Annotated in this window: 24 protein-coding genes, 2 tRNA genes, 1 other RNA gene and 1 pseudogene; 7 read left to right on the top strand and 21 right to left on the bottom strand. The window is 43.1% G+C overall.

Annotation, left to right across the window (positions count from 1 at the left end; all coding sequences use genetic code 11):
* Positions 1-58: 58 nt before the first annotated feature.
* Entirely contained in the window at positions 59-1,384 is a 1,326-nt protein-coding gene (locus tag BN3656_RS08900; RefSeq protein ID WP_066546866.1) for an IS1380 family transposase, read from the bottom strand.
* A 381-nt stretch (positions 1,385-1,765) separates the two neighbouring features.
* On the opposite strand from BN3656_RS08900, the gene ssrA reads away from it, so the two are divergent.
* Positions 1,766-2,105, top strand: a transfer-messenger RNA (tmRNA) gene (gene ssrA / locus BN3656_RS08895).
* Between the two features lie 762 nt (positions 2,106-2,867).
* Here the strand turns inward: ssrA and BN3656_RS08885 are convergent.
* From BN3656_RS08885 to BN3656_RS08820, 17 genes and pseudogenes are all read right to left on the bottom strand, one after another.
* Complete coding sequence (locus BN3656_RS08885) at positions 2,868-3,191, bottom strand: hypothetical protein (RefSeq protein ID WP_066546860.1); 324 nt, start codon at positions 3,189-3,191, stop codon at positions 2,868-2,870.
* A 4-nt stretch (positions 3,192-3,195) separates the two neighbouring features.
* On the bottom strand, positions 3,196-6,201 hold the full coding sequence (locus BN3656_RS08880) for a hypothetical protein (protein ID WP_066546853.1): 3,006 nt from the start codon (positions 6,199-6,201) through the stop codon (positions 3,196-3,198).
* Between the two features lie 89 nt (positions 6,202-6,290).
* Positions 6,291-6,425, bottom strand: coding sequence for a hypothetical protein (locus tag BN3656_RS16985; RefSeq protein WP_278283957.1), 135 nt, complete (start codon positions 6,423-6,425; stop codon positions 6,291-6,293).
* An 8-nt stretch (positions 6,426-6,433) separates the two neighbouring features.
* Positions 6,434-6,931: a hypothetical protein gene (locus BN3656_RS08875; protein WP_066546830.1), complete on the bottom strand. Its 498-nt coding sequence runs from the start codon at positions 6,929-6,931 to the stop codon at positions 6,434-6,436.
* A 261-nt stretch (positions 6,932-7,192) separates the two neighbouring features.
* The gene (locus BN3656_RS08865) at positions 7,193-8,089 is read right to left on the bottom strand and encodes a hypothetical protein (protein WP_066546821.1); all 897 of its coding nucleotides are present in this window, start codon (positions 8,087-8,089) and stop codon (positions 7,193-7,195) included.
* Complete coding sequence (locus BN3656_RS08860) at positions 8,086-8,298, bottom strand: hypothetical protein (protein ID WP_066546813.1); 213 nt, start codon at positions 8,296-8,298, stop codon at positions 8,086-8,088. Before BN3656_RS08860 ends, BN3656_RS08865 begins: the two co-directional genes overlap by 4 nt.
* A gap of 28 nt (positions 8,299-8,326) precedes the next feature.
* Complete coding sequence (locus BN3656_RS08855) at positions 8,327-8,695, bottom strand: hypothetical protein (protein WP_066546811.1); 369 nt, start codon at positions 8,693-8,695, stop codon at positions 8,327-8,329.
* Positions 8,696-8,872: a hypothetical protein gene (locus BN3656_RS16670; RefSeq protein WP_167544871.1), complete on the bottom strand. Its 177-nt coding sequence runs from the start codon at positions 8,870-8,872 to the stop codon at positions 8,696-8,698. It abuts the gene before it with no gap.
* A gap of 168 nt (positions 8,873-9,040) precedes the next feature.
* On the bottom strand, positions 9,041-9,583 hold the full coding sequence (locus BN3656_RS08850) for a hypothetical protein (protein WP_066546808.1): 543 nt from the start codon (positions 9,581-9,583) through the stop codon (positions 9,041-9,043).
* 56 nt (positions 9,584-9,639) lie between these two features.
* Positions 9,640-9,846, bottom strand: coding sequence for a hypothetical protein (locus tag BN3656_RS16840; protein ID WP_066546805.1), 207 nt, complete (start codon positions 9,844-9,846; stop codon positions 9,640-9,642).
* Between the two features lie 111 nt (positions 9,847-9,957).
* Positions 9,958-10,038: pseudogene (locus BN3656_RS16835) on the bottom strand (phage antirepressor); the annotation flags it as partial.
* Between the two features lie 138 nt (positions 10,039-10,176).
* Positions 10,177-10,398, bottom strand: a complete 222-nt coding sequence (locus BN3656_RS08840) for a hypothetical protein (RefSeq protein ID WP_143331341.1) — start codon at positions 10,396-10,398, stop codon at positions 10,177-10,179.
* Between the two features lie 37 nt (positions 10,399-10,435).
* A complete protein-coding gene (locus tag BN3656_RS08835) occupies positions 10,436-11,206 on the bottom strand; it encodes an ATP-binding protein (protein ID WP_167544870.1) in 771 nt (256 codons plus the stop codon).
* Positions 11,166-11,885: a helix-turn-helix domain-containing protein gene (locus BN3656_RS08830; RefSeq protein ID WP_081422914.1), complete on the bottom strand. Its 720-nt coding sequence runs from the start codon at positions 11,883-11,885 to the stop codon at positions 11,166-11,168. The genes BN3656_RS08835 and BN3656_RS08830 overlap by 41 nt, the downstream gene beginning before the upstream one ends.
* Positions 11,815-12,033, bottom strand: a complete 219-nt coding sequence (locus BN3656_RS16435) for a hypothetical protein (RefSeq protein ID WP_066546788.1) — start codon at positions 12,031-12,033, stop codon at positions 11,815-11,817. Before BN3656_RS16435 ends, BN3656_RS08830 begins: the two co-directional genes overlap by 71 nt.
* Positions 12,033-12,239: a hypothetical protein gene (locus BN3656_RS08825; RefSeq protein ID WP_066546785.1), complete on the bottom strand. Its 207-nt coding sequence runs from the start codon at positions 12,237-12,239 to the stop codon at positions 12,033-12,035. Before BN3656_RS08825 ends, BN3656_RS16435 begins: the two co-directional genes overlap by 1 nt.
* Positions 12,240-12,399: 160 nt before the next feature.
* Positions 12,400-12,600 (bottom strand): helix-turn-helix transcriptional regulator, encoded by a 201-nt coding sequence (locus tag BN3656_RS08820; protein ID WP_242962975.1) that lies wholly within the window; start codon positions 12,598-12,600, stop codon positions 12,400-12,402.
* A 165-nt stretch (positions 12,601-12,765) separates the two neighbouring features.
* On the opposite strand from BN3656_RS08820, the gene BN3656_RS08815 reads away from it, so the two are divergent.
* The 6 genes from BN3656_RS08815 (at position 12,766) to BN3656_RS08790 (ending at position 17,393) form a co-directional block, all read left to right on the top strand.
* Complete coding sequence (locus BN3656_RS08815) at positions 12,766-13,368, top strand: helix-turn-helix transcriptional regulator (protein WP_066546783.1); 603 nt, start codon at positions 12,766-12,768, stop codon at positions 13,366-13,368.
* 85 nt (positions 13,369-13,453) lie between these two features.
* The gene (locus tag BN3656_RS08810; RefSeq protein WP_081422913.1) at positions 13,454-13,990 is read left to right on the top strand and encodes a hypothetical protein; all 537 of its coding nucleotides are present in this window, start codon (positions 13,454-13,456) and stop codon (positions 13,988-13,990) included.
* A gap of 53 nt (positions 13,991-14,043) precedes the next feature.
* Entirely contained in the window at positions 14,044-14,592 is a 549-nt protein-coding gene (locus BN3656_RS08805; protein WP_066546780.1) for a Uma2 family endonuclease, read from the top strand.
* Between the two features lie 1,073 nt (positions 14,593-15,665).
* Positions 15,666-16,700: a site-specific integrase gene (locus tag BN3656_RS08800; protein ID WP_066546777.1), complete on the top strand. Its 1,035-nt coding sequence runs from the start codon at positions 15,666-15,668 to the stop codon at positions 16,698-16,700.
* A gap of 498 nt (positions 16,701-17,198) precedes the next feature.
* Positions 17,199-17,270 (top strand) — tRNA-Glu (locus tag BN3656_RS08795).
* 51 nt (positions 17,271-17,321) lie between these two features.
* Positions 17,322-17,393: transfer RNA gene (locus BN3656_RS08790), tRNA-Glu, on the top strand.
* A gap of 293 nt (positions 17,394-17,686) precedes the next feature.
* On the opposite strand, the gene smpB is transcribed toward BN3656_RS08790, so the two are convergent.
* The 3 genes from smpB to secG form a co-directional block, all read right to left on the bottom strand.
* A complete protein-coding gene (smpB, locus tag BN3656_RS08785) occupies positions 17,687-18,151 on the bottom strand; it encodes an SsrA-binding protein SmpB (RefSeq protein WP_066546774.1) in 465 nt (154 codons plus the stop codon).
* An 80-nt stretch (positions 18,152-18,231) separates the two neighbouring features.
* Positions 18,232-20,448, bottom strand: coding sequence for a ribonuclease R (rnr, locus tag BN3656_RS08780; protein WP_347460873.1), 2,217 nt, complete (start codon positions 20,446-20,448; stop codon positions 18,232-18,234).
* 79 nt (positions 20,449-20,527) lie between these two features.
* Complete coding sequence (gene secG, locus BN3656_RS08775; RefSeq protein WP_066546771.1) at positions 20,528-20,779, bottom strand: preprotein translocase subunit SecG; 252 nt, start codon at positions 20,777-20,779, stop codon at positions 20,528-20,530.
* Positions 20,780-20,794 lie beyond the last annotated feature (15 nt).

Genomic DNA, 20,794 nt, shown 5'->3' with positions numbered 1-20,794 from the left:
AAATCCCTGTGGCAGAGTTCAGAGCAGTTGTTAAGCTGTCAATGTTCGTTAATAGTTGCTATTCCAGCTGTACATTCAGCTTGCCGATATTTGAAAGTGTCTCATAGAATTCATTCTTATAGGGGCAACTGCTGCACAGTTTGAATGTGATATATCCTGCTGAATGAACTACTTTTGCAGCAATCTTCAGCAATTTTAAACGGACGGTATCAATGCGTTGCTTTCTCATATTTGCTGATAGCACCAATCTTCTAAACCAATTAAATATGTTATACGCAAGAGCATGTACCTGCAGTCTATTGGCATTTACCATTCTGGTATGACTGCTTACGGACGCAAAATCAAAACCGGATTTGCTTTCTTTAATGAAGTTTTCCATCAGCCCTCGCTTGCAGTAAAATTTGATGAGATACTCTGGTGAGGAATCCATGTTTGTGACAACAAATGTGTACATGTAAACCATTTGGTTTTCCGGCTTTTCAACCTTGCATACCACACGCCTTCCATAAGGCCATGAACTCGCTCTATACATGAATTCGCCATAGGCTACTGCATAATCGACTTTATTATTTTTGGTGATCTCATCAAGCTCATTCACAAGATAGGATGCTTTTTTACGGAGAATGCCATTCTCCTTCAGCCGGATCACATAGCTTGTGCCGTTTTCCTCACACTGCTTATAAAGATCAGGTGTAGCGAAACCGCTGTCACCACGAAGCAGAATACGGATCGCCGGATAATCATTCAGGTATTCATCAAGTATCGGCTGCAGGAAGTCAACCACTCCGGTAGAGGAATACTCGGTTCCATCACGAAGCTGGATTTTTACCAGATCTCCGGTCATTCCATCATAACAGACAAGTGGATGGTATCCATTGCTTTGATAATGAAAGTTAAAGGCTCTGCCTTCCTGTTTGCCGTATGCATCAAGAAGAGTGGAATCCAGATCCAGAATAACAGCCTGTGGCATCTGAATACGATAAACTCTCTTTCGGAGTATTCTGCCAATCATAAGTAACTGGTTTAAGGTATCTTCATCCATACGGTTAAAGAATCTTGATACCGTAGGCTGTGATGCAAGGGTGTCTTTTTCAAGTACAGACTTGAATACAGGATCATTTGTAAGTTCATCGGAAGTATCATCTTCAAAGTAGCCTGCAATGATCATATATATCATCTGGAGCAGGTTTTTCTGATCTGTATGATATCTGAATAATGCAGAATCGTTGGTCTTGAAAACTTTGCCTAAAAGATTATCAATACCAAGTTTTCTTACGAATTCTTTGATGAGAAGCAATCCTGCATCGGAGGATAAATCTCCTCCATCAAAATTTATTTTAATTTGTCTATTGCTTTCTAGTGATAAGGTGTTTACAATACTCATAAAGGGCTCCTTTGTTGGTATTTATTTTGATTAGACACCTTAATTTTACCACAAATGGATGCTCTTTTTTCATTCACTTGATAGGTGAAAAGCAATATTCAGTTAAAATACAGTAACTATGTGGCTTTCAGCCACATTCGTGGCAAAGTCGTGAATAATTCAGGTTTAATCTGCCAGTATCTTGAAATAAGTGTACCATATTCCCCCATTACAAGCAAAATATTTATATTTACAAATTTCTTAATGTTTTTCACCCCTTGTGTCTGCACCTGCATTTACGCTTAAATTACGTTTACGACCTTGACAGTCCGGTTTTGACCTGCTAAGATAATAAACAGCGAATTGCTTCGTTGGCACACCAGAATCCAATCTGAATATTCAGGGGTTGTACTGGTTTCGACGGGGATCATGCAGCTGGTGAAGCTATCCCTATGCGATGGGTTAAATGGCAAAATTAAAAATAAACGCTAACGACGAATTAGCATACGCTGCCTAATGGCAGCTGTCAGACTTAAGGCACCCACACTTTAAGACCCTGGCATCGACTATGTGGGAAACGACGTATACAAAGCTTTGAGTATATGGGCGTATTATGAAGCTACTAAAACCGTCAGAGTGTCTTTTCCCGGGCGGCGGAGGGAATGTTAAATAAGAGACTATGATAGTAGAAGAACAGGGAATTGGTTTTCGGACAGGGGTTCGATTCCCCTCAGCTCCACTTTTTAAAAACCGCGTAAATGCTGGGAAAGCCAGTGTTTAGGCGGTTTTTTCGTGGTTTGAGGGGGTAAGGACAGGAAGCCAGAAAGTAATAAAAAACCCCTGTTTTCCGGGCAAGTATCACACGAAATATCACACGAAAAAAGAGCCGGAAAAGCCTGATTCTGCACGGGTTTCAGGGCCATTGCAGAGGGCAAAATATCACACGGACAGCCAAAAGACAGCGGATAGTAATATAAAGGCCGGGAAAGCATGAGCCTCCCTGGCTCTTTTGCAAAATGAAGTTTTATGAAGTTGTCTCTGTGTCCTCTGGTTTGATCAGAGGAAGGTTCTCATACTTTTGTGATGGTCCTCTGGCTCACAGAAAGGCTCTTTCCTGCCCTTCTGTGACCTTACATAATAAATTATTGTATTGCCTCAGCCTTTGTGCTATACTGTCCACAAGGAAAGTCAGAGCACATAAAGGCGGCCTACCCTCCCATTTTTCGGAGGGGCTAACCCTCCAGACGAAAGAAAGGAGGGCTTGCCAATGTATGTTACATATTCGGATCTGATCCAGATAGGTATCTTCATTGTATCCCTTGTAGAACTGTGTTACACAATCTTTAAGGGTAGAAAATAGCCGCCACTACTGCCAATAGTGACGGCTTATGTTATATAGTCGCTAAACTATTCGGGTAGGCCGTGTGCTTCTGGCTTTCCCTTTTTACATCTTTACTATACCACATCTTTCTGGTCCATTCAAGGGTAAACCAATTTTTCTGCCCTATTGCGATATCGCAGCAAAGCAGTTCGTTCCCATTCTATTCCCCTGATCTTTCAGTAATAGTTTGAAAATATACAGTGCCCTGCGCCGATATGCGTAAAAATCATCTCTTTTTATAGGAATATATCTGCTGTGTCCCATGGCATCATACCCAATCCCTGTTGTCAATGAAATAAACAGCATTTCTGACAATCCCGGATTGCTTTCCATTACAGCATTTCTTATAAAGACTGCATTCTCTTCCCGTTTTGCCAGCTCCATAAGCACATTTTTTTCCTCTTCATCAATCCCGTAATCACAAAATTTCATTTTTCTGATTCTCATATGATTATACTCCCTCTGTTACCATGCGAACGCCTACACGGTTCTTTTCGCTATTTCCGAACTTAACTACTAACTGCCCGAATTTTGTACTGTCAAGCACCAGATCAGCTTTTATAACCTGATTTCCGCCCGAAATGTTGCTTTCTGACAAAGCTTCTTTGAGAGCCTGCTTCATGGTGGACAGCGGGGAAACCACTTCTGTCTCGCGGTTATTGTCACCGAGGATAGCTGCAAACATGCCTGCTCTGGGAGGCACTACCGTTCCGGTGGCAAGCATAGGCATTTTGTATGGGATGGATGCGTAAGCGGATGCAGGGTAGCCATATTTCCCCAGCAGATTCATCTCAGGAATAACGGGAATTGAAATTCCCACCTTATCCATTACATTATTGACCGCCTCTATAATTTTGTTTATTCCGGATATAACCGAATTCACCATGTTTTCCACACCAGAAACGATCTTTTCTATGGTATTCTTAATTACTGTCACAATGCTATCCCATATTTCAGCTGTCTTATTTTTCACGGAATCCCACACTGTTTCTATTGCCTGTCCGATTCCTTCAAATATGGTTTCCGCATCTCCCTTTAAAGTATTCCATAGCCCCTTAACAATATCGACCGTTTTCGCCCATGCAAATTCAATCCGTCCTATAAGAACGTTTAACGTCCTTTCTATTACTGCGCCAATAACTTCCAGCCCATCGCTGATAAAATCCCCTAAAAATGTTATCAATCCTTCCACAAGGCTCATTATTGCATCAATGACACCTTCTAATATCTCCTTAATACCTTCCCATGCCTTTTCCCAATCCCCGGAAAATACACCTGTCAAAAAATCAATAATTCCGGAAAATGCCGTTATTATCCCATCCAAAACGGATGCTGCCGTATCAATCAGATTAAGCAACGCTGTTCCTATTGTTTCCAGAATCGGAGCAATCACAGGCAGTATATTAGACGATATCTGACTAAGCAGAGGCTTTAAGCTTCCATCCCATATTTCCTTAATCAAATCGGCAATCTTACCTATCAGCCCAATAATCTTATTGAAAAGAGGCAGTATTGTTCCTTCGTATACCTCCGCAAACTTATCCGCAAGTTTTTGAAGTGTCGGGGCAATATACTGATTATATCCATCCAGCAAATTCCCCAAAATTTCAGACAGCCCATTTTTGATAGATTCAAACAGCGGGGCAATATGCTCATCATACATTTTATTTAAGTTCTCAAAAGCTTCCGTCATGCCACTCGAAACAGAATCAAGAACCGTTTTTATCGGCTCCAATGTATTTGCCAGCGCTTCTTTTATCTTATCTTTGTTCTCTACAAACGGGGTGAGGATTGTATCCAGCACATCTCTGAACAGCTTTGCAGATAATTCCGTGATCCCCATAAATACATCTGCAAAAATCGATATAATGTCAGCAGTAATCTGCTTTGCCGTATCACTTCTGAACACTGAAAAAATATCTGCTGCAGCTACGGCAAAATCAGCCCCTATTGTGCTGATTTCTGCTGTAATATCAAACATACTGATCAGATATCCCTTGATCCTGTCTTTGGCGCTTTCAAGATATAAAGCCATTCCCCCGGTTAGATTGTCCGCTATTGTAAGCCCGATACTGGAGAATGCTCCTGCGGTTCTGCCCAAATTGTATGAAATAGTGTTCAGCATCGTATCAAATGCAGATATAACTCCCTGATCTGTAAAAATATCCTTTAAGCTCTGTCCGATTCCTGCTATGTTTCCCTTTATGGAATCCAGAACAGGCGTGCAGTCTCCCAATCCCTGCCAGAATCCGGCGTGAAAGATATCCCCTATTTCAACTAACCTCTGTTTAATGGCATCCAGCGTTTCCACAACCTTATTTAAAAACGGGGATTCTTCCGGCTCTTCATCTGTAGATAGTGCCGGCGGCATTATTGCATTGTTTTCCGTATTTCCTGAACTTTCCTTTGCATCGCGCTGAATCTGAATCAGATTGTCGAATGGCGCCAATGATTTTTTTGCCTGTTTGCCTGCGTCCTCTACTCCGTCTGCAAATTCCTCTGCACCAGCGGCAGCCCCCTCATACCCGGTCTGTACTTCCGCCATTTCACCAGACATTTGGGCCATTCCGCTGCTTGCAGACTTACCGCCCATTACTGTCTCTGTAAAATTCTTAAATGCGGCTGTTGCCGCCGACAGCCGTTCAAGAACTACATTTACGGCCTTTATAACCGGAGTAAACAGATTGATAAAACCCTGCCCTATTGTGGCTTTTAAAGATTGTAATCTCAACTGAAAAACCCTTACCTGATTCGCCCATGAATCCGATGTTCTCACGAAGTCCCCGTTTGCTGCCGAAAGCTGTGTCTGTACAAATTGCAGCCTTAATGCAACTTTCTCCTGCTCCGTCATTTCATTTGTCGTTTTTCCAACCCCATTGGCAAGGGCATATTGATCCAGCGCTGTCTGGGTCATAACAACCCCCAGCTCCTTCAAGGTTTCCGTTTCCCCAGTAAATACGCTTTTTAATTTGGTATAAGCCTCTTCCTGAGATAAATTATAAAAAGATGCCACATCCCCAGTCAGTCCCGTCAGGGCTGTTGCCATATCATAGGCCGCCTTTTCTGAGTAGCCGAATGACTTTGCCATACTTCCAAATGTACCAACATATTGCTTTGCCATTGTCTCAGACAAACCAAATGAATCTGCTGCGCTTCTGGCGAATTCCTCGACCTGTGCACTCATTTCCGGAAATGTTACATCTACAACATTCTGTACCTCCTGCAAGTCCGATCCAAGCTCCAGGCATTCTTTCCCAAACTGCACGATCTGTTTTACTGCAAATACCGCCGCTATCGCAGAACCTACCTTCTTTGCAGCTCCTCCCAGCCTGGATATAGAATCCTGTACATCGCCGATTTTTCTTGTCATTGAGGTTTTAAGCTCGTTTACCCCAGCTTCCACACCATCTGTCTCGATATTGGTGTTGATAATAATACTTCCATCAGCCTTACTCATTCTGTCATTTTCCTATCTAATAAAAAAAAGAGCCGCCAACCTGCATCCAGCAGGCTAACAGCTCCTCTCAGCTCTTAATAGGTACCTTTTTACCCATTGTCCTGATATGTAATTTTTCTGTTTACTTCAAGAACGATTATTCCGTCCTTTCTCTGTTTGACTTCTGCGGTATTCCCGCGTTCTAATATTTCCCGAATCGCCTTAAGCATACGTTCATTATCCATACTCTCATTTACTCCACCGGAAACGGATATTTTTTCCCATTCATCTCTGCTTTTTTATAAGCTCCGCTATATTTTGCTGCTCTATCCTCCATACTTTTTGCAGCTTCCTCCAAACGTTCTTTCACGGCCTCCAGCGCCGATTCTAAAAACACCTCAAATAAAAAGCGGTTATCCCTGCCGGACAAAGACAGCGGGGACTGCCTTCCAAAAGCTGCACTTGTCACATCCGCATTAAAAATATAATTCAGCTTCTGATTGATGGATTCATTAAACTCCTGCAGCCTCCTTGCATTCTCTGAAAGTTTTGAATGCTGCATTTCCGCAAGACTCCCGTCCGCTCTGACCTCAATATCCGATATACTGGAGCTCTCTTCCTTCAATTCCTTCATGCTTTTTTCAAAACGTGCCAAGATGTTCACATCCTTGGGATTAATGCGAATAACCCGCTGTGGATCGCCATTGATTGTAAATTCTTCAAACCCATCATCAAAACGAATATCAGCCATTTCCGCATCCCTCCCTCTCGTTTTCCTGTTCCCTGCAAGCCATGCTTTCACACATAGAAGCCAATCCCAAACGCATAATTTCTACCTGATGCTCTGCCTTCTCTAAAGCATTCTCTGATAACTTTGCGCACCCACATACACAGTCCTTAATTATTGATATCTCTCTGCTCATTTTTCATTTCTCCAATCTTCTCATAAATTGCCGCCAATTCACACACAATTACAAACAGCAAAATTCCTATTATTATCACTGTCGCCCCCCTAATCTACATTCGGGCGTATTGGAAGCGCCTGAACACTTGTTACAACCTTCTCCGCCGCCTCATTAAACGCCTGCTCATAAGTCGGGGACATACCCTTATCGCGAATGACTTTTGTGGCAAACTCCCGCAGATTATCAAAATATTCCATCTCTGTCTTTCTGCCATGGTTAATATAATATTCAAGGGTCGAAATCAGATCGGAGCGCAGCCCATTTTTTTTAGCATACTGTATCAGTATACGGAGCATAGTAGGATTATCTGTATATCTGGCAGCCAAACGGTCCAATTCCTCTTTTTTAAACGGGAATCCAATATTCAACAGCTTCATTGTCATATCATCAATCCGGCTTCCGTTAGGATCATAAAAATCATTCAGATGCTCCTGTAACTGCTCCCTCACATTGTCAAATGCCTTACCCGCTTCGGATTCCAAATCTGCAATACCCTTCTTAAAATTCTCTTCCTCCTGCAGGTACTCTGCTTTCCAGGATGCCTTGGAAACCTCGCTTGCGTCCCTATCATTACATACCTTTTCCCATTTAGACCGGGCATTCTCCACTGTGCTGCGGATTTTCTCAGCCCTGGGCCTCATATCTGCCTCTATCTTCTGTACATCCCGCATATATTCAGAAAAATCCTTGTGTATCATCGTTTTGTACTCCTTTCTGCCGTCCCTTGAAGAATAATATTCCCTGATTTCTGCTTTTACCTGTTCTGTAATCTCCTTACATCGGTTTTGAATCTCCGGATATTCTTCCAGATCCCTAGAATTTGCATAAATAATTACCGTTTCAAGCGGCAGGTTTTTAAATTCCTGTGTAACATCATATCTCCTTGCCGTGAATGTTTGGTACAGTTCATCGTCAACCGTAACCCCCGCCAGCATCCTGCTCATAAAATAAGCTCTCCTTTTTCATTGAATCTTGGTAAATTGTTAATAATGGCTACCTCTGCCCCACACCCATGCATATAATCCTTTAAGTCTGCAATGGGTTCTCCGTCAACATAATATTGACCCTTATAAAACCGCGGAAAAACAATATACTTCCGACGTTTCCTCTCCTGTTTTTCTTCCAGTTTTTCTATTTTCTGCCTTAAATTCATTCTGCATAGCACCCCCTAAGTCCGTCAATTATTCCTCTTGGCTCTGCCTTTCTAATGCTTCTACCCGTTCTGCCAGATCTGCCGTTTCTGTCCAGGACTTACACTGTGACATCATAATCTGAATTGCATTCACTCTTATTTGGGGAGAAATGCTGTCATCAGCGATAATGCGATTCAATACGTTCACGCAGTCCGTCAATGACTGCTGCATCTTCTGGACGCTTCTTCGGATAACCTGAACCCTGCGCTGATTTAAAATATCCTGAAATTGTGGATCATCCCGGTACCGCGTCACAGTATTCCGGCTTAAGCCTGTTGCCCGCATAATATCTGAGATCTTATCATGTTCCAGAAAGGCCGCTATCATACTCTCTGTAAAAACCCGTTTTCTTGCCACTCAATCAACCTGCCTTATCTCTCCGATTGCCCTCAATATTTCCTCTCTGCGTTTTTCCGGGAGTTCATGCCGCATCATTCGGTAAAATGTACTTTCAGCCACATTGAGCGCATCTGCAAGCTGCCAGCAATAAATACCTGACCGCTTCATTTCCTGACGAATTTTTTCATTGCACATGATTTTCCTCCTTCAACTTCTGCCACTACTACTATTTTACTACCTTTTCAGTAATCATCCATCCCCACATTTTCAGAGAAAACAGGGCCAGATTCACACTGTTTTAAGTATTTTCACTTATACAGCCAGAATCCGGCCCCATAATATCCGTGCTACGTCTATCAGCCGCTATTTAATAATATCTTTCAGCGCTCCTGATCCCAGGAGATATCCAAAATAAAATTCATACATATTACCATAATTTGTTAGCCTGTTTGGAGTGGGTCTGTTGAGGTCATATCCCTGTTTCCATATTTCATGGGCAAGAAATTCGTCATATTTCACTATCGGATTTTCGTTATTTATTTCCTTTTCAATCAATGGGATAATCTTTCCGGCGGTTTCCGCTGCCCGCCTCTTCTCTTTCTGCTCCATACGCCACGCATGGGCCTCTGTTAATGCCATGTATACATAATGTCCATATTTTTTGTACACATAATCAAGGATTTTTCCTGTTGGGGATTCATCATCACACACCCAATATTCAGGAAACGTAATTATCTTTACAAAGCCGTCAATATCCCTCTGCGGAACCTCTTTATTGACGAACAGAATTTCTTTCCTGTCATCTACCATCACGATAAATTCGCTTAATTCCACATGATAGCGATATTCTAAATAAAATACATACTCTGATGGAAGTTCTTCCGGTGCTATTCTTTTTATATACATTTTTTTCATCCTTTCTCTGATCCAGTTAATAAGGCATCTCCAATGGGGCCTCATACTTAATTGTTTCTGCCTGTATTGCTTGTCCTTTCTGACTGCTCGCTGTTGGTTTTTGTTACTCTTCTCATCCCTGAAACTCTCATAACCTGCTCCTGCAGGGCATATGCAACTTTCTTACGCTCCTCAGGGGTAAGAGAATCCATAGGAACGTCATTCCCCGTGTTGCCTATATCAATGTAATTCGTAAATCCGTATTCCTTCACCATAATCACCTCCTTCCTAAATTTTATGCGTTGTAGGTTGTTTTTGCGGATTGCCGGAAGGACCTCAGATGTTACCCAGCGTTTAAAGCGTTTAGCTGATTCCAGTTTGCTTCCAAAGATTAAAGAATAAAGGCCGGATTCGTTAATGATATACATTTGTCTGTTCTGACCTGAGTCGGCAAAACACCGAGTCAGCTTATCCTCATCGCTGACATGGTTCGGGACTGCATTTCTTGCATTTGCCTAACGCTTCTGCAGCATCCTTGCCAACGAAATAATTTTCTCCATCAACCTCAATTTCAAAGCTATATCGTCCATTTATAAAGCCTTGTTTTATCCTCTGCCTAATAACCATAGTGGATTGATAACCGCAGCCATACAAGCGGCAACGTAAGCCATCAGGAACGCCACAAGGCCATCAGCCTGAAATACCATTGCCGTTACCATAAAAGCCACTGTTCCAGCCCCGGCAGAGGCCAACAGCGTGTTAATAAATAATCCTGCCTTTTCTTTGCTTCTTCTCTTCTCGTTTCTGATCCGTGAAATTCTGTCCATAATATCCTCCTTCCCCCCTCCTGCATCAATGGGGGCTTTATCCATTCTGCAATATGCTCTGTATAAAGTTCCGATTTTCTTCCTCTGCCGTTTTGGCCCTTATGCTTTCCTCCGGGAAATGCAGAGGGATGCAGAGCCGGTTTAACCGGTCTGAAATCCTTGTATCGCATTTCAACTCCGAAATTGGAAGATTAGAGGTCACAATCAGCAGTTTCCCGTGATTCATGCGGTAATCAATCAGCCGGAATAGTTCCTGATCCTGCCACTCTCCCCTTTTTTCACTCCCAAAATCATCCAGCACCAAAAGGTCGCAGTTCATATAGGCGTATAAGCCATCCTGCTGCCATGGCTCCCTTTTGTACGCTTCGGAAACTCTGGAAAGGTACTCCGGGGAAGAAATGAACTTTATACGCCGCCTGTATTTCACCTGTACAGAGGATGAAAGGCAGCAGGCCAGAAGCGTTTTCCCACTCCCCCTCGTTTGGCTCCAAAGGTACAACCCCTTATTTCTCTGTTCCCAGCGTTCAAACTGTTTCCAGAAGCTGGAGGTTACTTTTTCAAAGTTCGGGTTAATGGCTTTATACCGCCCGAAATCAAAATGCCTCATATCTGCCTCAGAAAATACAGCCGGGATTCCCGTTGCATCATCCTGACAATGCCCTTTGCATACCGGGCACGGATCACCGATCTCTACTGGCGTTTTAGGATCGTACTCCGGTACGATTGCCGACCGGATAACGTAACCTGTATCATGGCAGAGGCGGCAGTTATATGTATGAATCAATGTATCCCTGTTTGTTTTCTCCACTGCGTACTCCTGTCTGCTGGCCGTTTGTGCCTCTGCTCTGGTTCTGGCTCCGATCCAGCCATGAGTTAATAAACTTTGTAACACCCCTTCGGGTTTTCCTCTTTGTGGGATTGGCATCACACCAGGCAATTATCTTTTTCAGTTCCTGATCTATGTTTACAGCCGGATATGCCTGCTTCCATAGCGGTATTTTATCCTCTGGAACGTCAAAATAAGTGCCGTCTGCTAACGGAATCATAATTCCGGTTCCGCTCGGAGCAGATTTTTCCGGCTCTGAGCAAATAGTATTTATATTATTATTATTTGTATTGTTATTATTTATAGTATTATTATTACTACCCACATTTTCTACACTTAGGTTTTCTACACTTTCATTTTCTACGGGTTGAAAATGGATATTTGGAGTTAAGACATAAAGGTTATTTGACCTTTTTCCGTTTTTTCTACATATCTGCTTTTCTACAATTCCTGCACCTATCAAAAGATTCATGTGAGTATAAAAACGTCTTTCGCTGATTTGTAATGAATTACAGATAAATTCTACACTTGGGTAAGCTGTTCCGCCTGTTCCAGCATAACTACACAACATACCATAAATAGCCTTTGCTTCAATGGTGAGGTTGTCCATCAAATAAACATCCTGATAAGTCAAACCCCATCCCCCTTTCTTTTCTTTCATTCATTGCATGATTTCCTTTCTGATTTGAATACACTACCTCTGCAAATCCCGGCCACGTAAGCTCATAGCCATAAATTCGCAGAAAAAACCATTTATCAAGCCTCATATCTGGCCCAATGCTCTGCAACAGTTCTTCACGGCTTGCCATCAGTATTTCCCCTTTGCTTCTTTAAGCATTGACTGCACTTTAAGAATCAAAGCGCCGTTTACGCTGCTGGGATTCCGGCGCATATTGCCGACCGTCCGGGCCGTAACTCCTAAACGCTTCCCCAGTTCTTCATCTGTCCAACCTTTGTACTCTTTCAATGCGTACAGATCCACTTTAAACTCTATCGCCCACGCTGGCATTTTCATGTAATCACTCCTCGTATTCTGCCTGAGTTATATTTTAAATTCTTTATCTATCAGACCGACCAGAACGGCCAGCCCTTACCCGATCGGGAACCGACACAGAGTTGCACCGGTACGATGAAGGGATGTTTCTTCCCCTCATCCATGCGCCCCAGCCCGGAGCTTATTCCGTTTCTAAAATCTCAGTCACATCAACCCCAAGGGCCTTGGCAACCCTACCGATGGTTCCTGGCCTAACATTTCGACCAGAAATAACTCCATTAAGTGTGGGTCGAGGAATTCCTGCCTTTTTTTGCAAGTCCTCAGTGTTCATACATACTTGTGCCATTGCAATTTCTAGTTTTCTTCTGTCTGCTCTCATCATTTCACCTCTCATTCTCAGTAGAGTTATTACACTCTGTTTTATTGCATTTTAAACGATAGTTTTGACTCTGTCAAGAACAAAAATAAATAGTTTTGACTCTGTTAAAACCTTTCGGATTATGTTATACTGAATTTATTTAATAAATTGTAAGTAAGAGGTTCTTATATGAGTATAGGAGAAAATATCCGATATTTAAGAAAACAAGCCAAACTCACACAAAAGCAACTAGCTCAAATGGTAGGGGTTAATGAAGTTACTATTAGAAGTTATGAAAGAGGAAAGTACGAGCCTAAAACAGATGTATTGTACCGTCTAGTAAAAGTTCTTGATTGTAACATCAACGAACTTTTAGATAAACCAATTATCCCTCCTGACTTTTTGATGGATAATTTTGAAAAACTTGAAGGTACAGAAGGTATAATGATTAAAAAAAATTTTCCATCAGAAGAAAAAGAAGAAATCAAAAAATTATTTTTAAAGCCTACTCAGGAAATTGACAAATCTGTGCCCAAACTATCATCTAAACCACTCGTACAAAAACAAGATATACCAAACAAATATCTTAATGCCTCAAAAGTCAACAAAGGATCTACACATACAATAGCCACAAACTCTAATTTCACTGGTGATTTAATAATAAAAGAAGAGGATGAAAATTTCAAAAAGCGCCTAATTGAAGCACTTGCAAAAATGAATGAAGATGAGTTGAAAGTTCTTGAAAAGTTAGTTACACAATTAAGCAAAAAACAGCCAGAGGAAAATCCTTAGAGCCATAACATCCTAGTGAACCGATATGCTAATCCAAGAATTTCGATATTACAAAAATTTCAAAAATAAATAAAAGGGGGAGAAAATGAGTATTAAAGGCAAATCGCAGGAACTCTTTATTGGGAAAACAGAAATAAATATACGAGATTATCAATGGACATACAAATTGAAGAAGTTCCGTTATGAAGATATTTCCCGTATAGAATACTGCTTCCGTACTATGACAGAAGGGGGATATATGGATTTTCATGATGAATATGGGCATTTTGAACGTTTCTTCTTTCCTCAGAAATCCAATGCTGCTATACAACGGGCTGTTGATTTTATATCTGAGCATTATCCAGATCTTCCCGTAGAAATGCATGATTTGTCAGAAGACCCGTTTTACTCTAAAAATGTTTTTATCGGGGTAGTATCATTGTTTATTTTCTGGCCCGCTGGTTTAGCGTTATACTGGTGTACTGGAAAAAGAACACTAATGGAACGAATAGTTTTTACTAGTGTAATTCTTCTGATACACTTTTTTGCTTTTTGTATCGCCTATTTAAATGCCACTATACAGATTCAAAACGCATTCGACGAAGCTCGCTATTTTATCGATCAAATCAGAACATTAAATTAAAAACTGCCCCTGCGCCAACAGGAACGGTTCAAACAAAGAAAGGACGGTACTTCATGCCATTACCCAAAGAACAGTACACCTCAAAAGACTATTGGGCTCTGCCGGAAGGTTCACGGGCTGAGCTGATTGATGGACAGCTTTACAGCATGGCCCCACCCAGCCGAATCCATCAGGAAATCACATTCCAGTTAGCTCGTAAACTAGCGGATTATATTGATTCAAAAGAAGGAAACTGCAAAGTATATCCCGCCCCCTTTGCTGTAAATCTGGATGCTGATAATAAAAATTGGGTGGAACCGGATATTTCTGTTATCTGTGATCCTGATAAGCTGACTGACCGGGGATGTTCCGGTGCTCCTGATTTTATTGTTGAGGTGGTATCTCCCAGCAGCCGCCGCATGGATTACGCCCATAAAGTTTCCCTTTATCTGGATGCCGGGGTCCGTGAATACTGGATTATAGATCCCTTAAAAAAATATACTACTGTATACCTCAATGAGCAGGATCCGGCAGAGTTTGCCCCCATTATCTTCCCGTTTGAAAGCAGTATAAAGGTCGGGATCTTCTCCGATCTGTCTATCAATATCAGTCAGCTGCTGTGATTGTTGCGACGTCGCAACACCATGGAGTAACAAAACGTTACCCCGTCGAGAAGATCTACACCCTTTCGCAAATGCGGCGCCACTGAATAACAAAACGTTATTGAGCTGTCGTGAAACGCGACACCTTTTTTGCTGAGGTTGCCATATGCCCCTACCGTTTTGGTGCCTGAGGCTGCCAGAACGAAACGTTATAGCCCTGTTCTCCTCCAAGGGTAGGACATTTGTGGGACACCCTTTAGAAAACGAACCAACTCAATTTTGAGCGGGTTGATTCTGAGGGGCAGAGGCCTAAAAGTGGCAGCTGAATTTTCAGCCGAGCGCAATTTTGCGTCCAAGTGCGAAACCTTACCACCAGTAGCAGGCTGAGCGAATCGTTCACCCAGTCGAATCCAGAAATGGACAGAGCTCTATACCTGTACCCCAAAACAAGGGACAGGTATTGCAGATCCCGGAAGTTGGTTCAACCAACCTCCCAAAGGGTATACGGTATTTTACCGCATACTTTAAAGTCGGTATTCCAGACCTTAGACTTTCGGATGGACTAATAGTAACAGCTCAGCTGTCAATACTGTTGACACCCCAAGAGGGTCCAAGATCTGGACACCCGACACATTGACAATATAATATACTTAACCAGGGAGCTGCTGGGGCGTTATGTCAGCCGCCGGACGTTTTTACAGAAGGAGGCTGGTGCTGATGGTTACATACTCCGATTTATTTCAGTTTGTAATTATGCTTTGCGCTGTTATAACTCTTGTGATCTACCTTACACGCAAAAAATAGCGCCCTCGTCCTGGTAAGATAAGGCGCTATTTTTCATAACTCTTTATTTTGCCGGCGGTCAGGTGTACGCTGACCAGCAGCTCTCTTGTTAAGTATATTATATGCTAATCATACTTATTTGTCAATTTTGTTCTTCCTTCCATCCATGCGCCCCAGCCCGGCAGAGGATCAGGAGGAACCGCATTGAAACACCATTACAACGTATACAGGGGGCCTCTGCCCTTTTGTAGAACTATTACGCTGTCTTTGCCGTCCTGTGCGGCTCTCCCGATCAGAAAGGAGCAACGCACATGACAAACGCAAAGAAAAAGAACACTCTTCCATCTGGAAACTGCCGGGTACAGGTATACGATTATACAGACCTGGACGGGAAGAAGCATTATAAGAGCTTTACAGCTCCCACTAAGAAGCTGGCGAAAATGGCTGCTGCTGAATGGAAGGCAGCCAAGGAGCAGAACCGCATCACGCCGGACAATCTAACGGTATATGATGCCGCAGGGCGTTATATCGCAGCCAAAAAAGGCGCGCTTTCCCCTTCAACCATAGTCGGGTATGAAAAGATACGCCGGAACTATTTAAAAGGCCAGATAGGCATGACACGGCTTCCGGAGATAGACAGCGCAACCGTGCAAATATGGGTAAGTGAATTATCTGCCTGTTTAAGCCCCAAGAGCGTAAGAAACGCCTACGGCCTTCTTTCTGCTGTTCTGGATATGTTTTCCCCAGATACCCAGCTGCACATCAAACTGCCAGCCGCCAAAAAGCCGGCCCTGTACTGTCCAAATGATACGGATATAAAAAAGCTGCTTGCCAGTATCCAAGGGACCGATCTGGAACTTGCTGTACTGCTGGCAGCCTTTGGGCCGCTTAGACGGGGTGAGATCTCTGCTCTTGATTCGGATCATATCCGGGGGAATACCGTAACTGTAGAGTTTTCTATGGTTCTGGACGAAAACAAAAGCTGGGTTATCAAGCAGCCTAAAACCTCCGGCGGGTATCGCACCATTGAAATGCCATCCTTTGTCATTGAGCGTCTGAAGCAGAAAAAGGGCCGGGTGGTAAACCTTACCCCGAACCAGATCACGCAGCAGTTTGGGCGCAGGCTTAAACAGCTTGATGTACCTCACTTCCGCTTTCACGACCTCAGACATTACGCCGCCTCGATCATGCACGTGATCGGCGTACCGGATCAGTACATACTACAGCGGGGCGGCTGGGCTTCTGATAACGTAATGAAAACCGTATACCGGAATGTGATTGATCTGGAAACTGCCCGGCAGAATAAGAAGATCAATGAGCATTTTAAACAGTTCAAAATCATGTAAGTATCACACGAAATATCACACGCGGCCCAGAAATGCTGATAAATACTAGGGGTTTTTAGGGGTTCGATTCCCCTCAGCTCCACTTTTTAAAAACCGCGTAAATGCTGGAAAAGCCAGTGTTTAGGCGGTTTTTTCGTAGCCCGTTTTCCAGATCTGCCAAGGTTTTATCCTGCATTTCAGACCTCTCACAATTTCCATTCACAAACTTCTTACACTCTGTTCATAATTCTGTTACAGATTGATCAAACTCTCTTCATGTTTGCTTTCTATACTGAACATTGTAAAGAGTTAATGCTATTAAACTTTTTTTCATAATACTCGGCCGGCTGAAAAGAATTCAGCCGGCCTCCTCCTTTTTTAACAAAATGAATTTTCTGAATATTGTCTTTATTTTTATCAATTAAACATCTTTATTTTTTTTACAAAAAACACTGGACAAATCGAAAAACTCATGGTAGACTATACGAGTTCTCAGCGATGAGGATACAGTATTAATAAGGCCTGATGGTCAAGCGGTCAAGACGACGCCCTCTCACGGCGTAAACCCGGGTTCGATTCCCGGTCAGGTCATTTGAAAGTGTTTTATAATTATACTTTCGTATTTATGTGTCAATTTAATAAGGCCTGATGGTCAAGCGGTCAAGACGACGCCCTCTCACGGCGTAAACCCGGGTTCGATTCCCGGTCAGGTCATTTGAAACAAGCAGTGTAATTTTCTGCTTGTTTTTTTGTGTTTTTACCATCTACAGATAAGAGGACGTGAAAAAGGTCAGCGCCTTCAATATTCCCATGCTGTTTCTGTTAAATGCCGTCTTTGGCATGTATGGCCTTGTCTGGTCTCAGTTTACAGCTGATATATTTACAGTAATCCTGTCCTTCCAGGTCTACAGAAAACATTTTAATAAACTGTAAACAAAAACGTACAGCCTTTCGGAGCACAAGCTTCCTGCAGCTGTACGTTTTCATTTGCATAAACTCTTTTCAGATTAATACAGATTCCTCACCTTGAATTCTTTTTCCAATTCTCTGCGCTGATCCTTTTTGGCAATATCCGCTCTCTTATCGTAAAGCTTCTTTCCCCTTGCCAGTCCGATCTCCACCTTTACCAGACTTCCCTTAAAGTATACCTGAAGGGGCATCAGGGTGTATCCTTTTTCGGATATCTTTCCATTCAGCTTCATAATTTCTGATTTATGAAGAAGAAGACGGCGGATCCGCAAAGGATCTTTATTGAAAATATTTCCCTTTTCATAGGGGCTGATATGCATTCCGTAAATGTAAACCTGTCCCTTATCAATCTTTACAAAAGCTTCCTTCACACTGCACTTTCCCATGCGGATCGATTTGACCTCTGTACCGAAAAGCTCAATTCCGGCTTCATATTTATCATCAATAAAATAATCATGGTAGGCTTTTTTATTATTTGCTACCAGCTTAATACGATCGTTCACCTTTTACCTCCCTCTGCCTCTCTTTTGCTCAGACAGATGTTATTATCATACCACAGGCCCACAGTGAAGTAAAGAAATTGTTACAGATCTCGATCCAGCACAAAATCCACCGTTCGAAGCATCCGGTCCGTCCCTGATACGATCACGCGCACCGGCTGTCCCAGCTTGTATGTTTTCTTTTTCAGTTCTCCTGTAAGCTCATATCGGCTCTCATCAAAAATGTAGTAATCATCCCGGAGCTCGCTGATATGAACCATTCCCTCCACCGTGTTGGGCAGCTCCACATAAAAGCCCCAGTTGGAAACGCCGGAGATCACCCCCTCAAAGGTTTCTCCTATATGCTTTGCCATATACTCGCATTTCTTTAATTTCTCCGTTTCCCGCTCTGCTTCCTCTGCACGGCGCTCTAACGCAGATGTCTGGACTGCCACCTGAGGAAGAAGCTGCTCATAATGCGCCTGTCTTTTCTCCTTTAACTCTCCATGGATCGCTTCCTTTATAATGCGGTGGATCTGAAGATCCGGATACCTGCGGATAGGAGAGGTAAAATGGGTATAGTAGCGGGCCGCCAGTCCAAAATGGCCCGAACATTCCGTTGTGTATTTTGCCTGTTTCATGGAACGCAGCGTCAGCCTTGCTAAAAGCGGTTCCTCCGGTGTTCCTTCAATTTTGTCCAAAAGTTTCTGAAGCTCCTTTGGATGGATTTCTCCCTGCTGCATACGGATAAAATAGCCGAAATTATTGATAAAAACACTCAGCTGCTTCATTTTTTCCGGATCCGGCGTATCATGCGTCCGATAAAGAAAGGGTACGGACTGCCAGTAAAAATCCTCTGCCACCGTTTCATTTGCCAACAGCATGAAGTCCTCTATGATCTTTGTAGCTGTATTGCGCTCATAGGGACGAATCTCCAGAGGGCGTCCTTTTTCATCCAGAAAAATTTTACTCTCAGGGAAATCAAAGTCAATAGCCCCTCTTTTCCTGCGCCGTTCTCTCACAATTCCCGAAAGCTCTTCCATCCGTTTAAAAAGCGGTACAAGCTCTGCATGTTCCTCCTGAAGCCCTTCCATTTCTCCAGTCAAAATTCCGTTCACCGCAGTATAGCTCATCCGCCTGTCTACGCAGATTACTGTTTCGCAGATTCTGTGGTCTGTCACATTCCCCTGGCCGTCTATCTCCATGATACAGCTTAACGCCAGACGGTTCGTTCCCTCATTTAAGGAGCAGATTCCATTAGAAAGCTTGTGCGGCAGCATAGGGATCACGCGATCCACCAGATACACGCTGGTTCCTCTCCGAAGCGCCTCCCGATCCAGAGCGCTGTTCTCCTTTACATAGTGGCTTACATCCGCAATGTGGACTCCCAAAATATAATTACCCTCCGGTGTCCGTCCAAGCGTCACCGCATCGTCCAGATCCTTGGCGTCTTCCCCGTCAATGGTCACAGTCTGAAGCCCGCGAAGATCCAGCCGTCCTCTGCAATGCTCCTTCCACCCGTCATTAGAGACCAGATCATCCAAATAATACGGCATATCCTCACGAAAGCGTTTTCCTTCAGGCGCTGCTTCTGTCTCCAGCTCATCCGGTATCGTTTTTAATTCCTCCATCACATCCTCAGAAAATGATTCTGCAAGCCCATAGGCCCGCACCAGGGATAAAATATCCGTGCCGGGATCATTGACATGTCCCAGGATCTCTGTAATCCGTCCCTCCGGCTTTCTTCCCGGACCGCCAAAATCTGTAAGCTGCACCACTACCTTATGGCCCGTTACAGCCCCCTGGCTGCAGCCCTGAGGGATAAATATATCCCTGGAAAGCTTCACATTATCAGGCACAACAAAGCCAAAATTTTTACTTTTCTGAAAATATCCTACAATCTCACGGTTTGCGTGCTCCAGCACCCGGATCACCGCCCCTTCCGGACGGCGTCCTTTCTGTCCATCGGATGTGATCACGATCTGCACCCGATCTCCATGCAGGGCAGCCCCGGTCTTGTCCTCTGGAATAAATACATCCCTCTCCATTCCCTCAACTGTAACAAATCCGAACCCTCTGGAATGGCCGCTAAAAAGGCCGTTCACAGAAAAAGTCTCTGATCTAGCATATTTCCCCTTTTTTGAGACTCCGATCACACCATCCTCCACCAGCTTATCAAGGACCTCCTGAAGCTCCTCTCTTCTGGATTTTGGAATATCAAGCAGCATGGCAAGCTCTTTTGCCTTCATAGGCACATATGCTTTGTCATTCATCAGCTCTGTCAGCATTTTCTTTCTCTGTTCCAATTGTTCTTTTTCCATGTATCCTCTTTTCTGTCTATTCATTTAAAAAAACACCCTTCAATGCGATACATGAAAGGGTGTTTTTGTGTCCGTATTATTATCCCTGAACCTTTAAAATAATATTCAGGATCAGTGTGATGATCATAAATACAATAGCGCCGTATCTTGTAAAGTGCTCTAATGCACCCTCCATGGAACGGCCTTTATTTTTGCTCCAATAGCTCTCAGCCATGCCGCCGATAGCGCCGCCCAGTCCATTGGACTTACCCTCCTGCATCAGAATTACGATTGAAATAGCGATGCCAAGGAGTACATATATGATCGATAAAATAACCTGAATCACTGCCATGACCTGTACCTCTTT

The organism is Clostridium sp. AT4 (assembly GCF_001517625.2).
Taxonomy (GTDB): domain Bacteria; phylum Bacillota; class Clostridia; order Lachnospirales; family Lachnospiraceae; genus Enterocloster.
The sequence above is the reverse complement of the archived record's forward strand: the minus strand, read 5'-3'. Positions and strand labels throughout refer to the sequence as shown.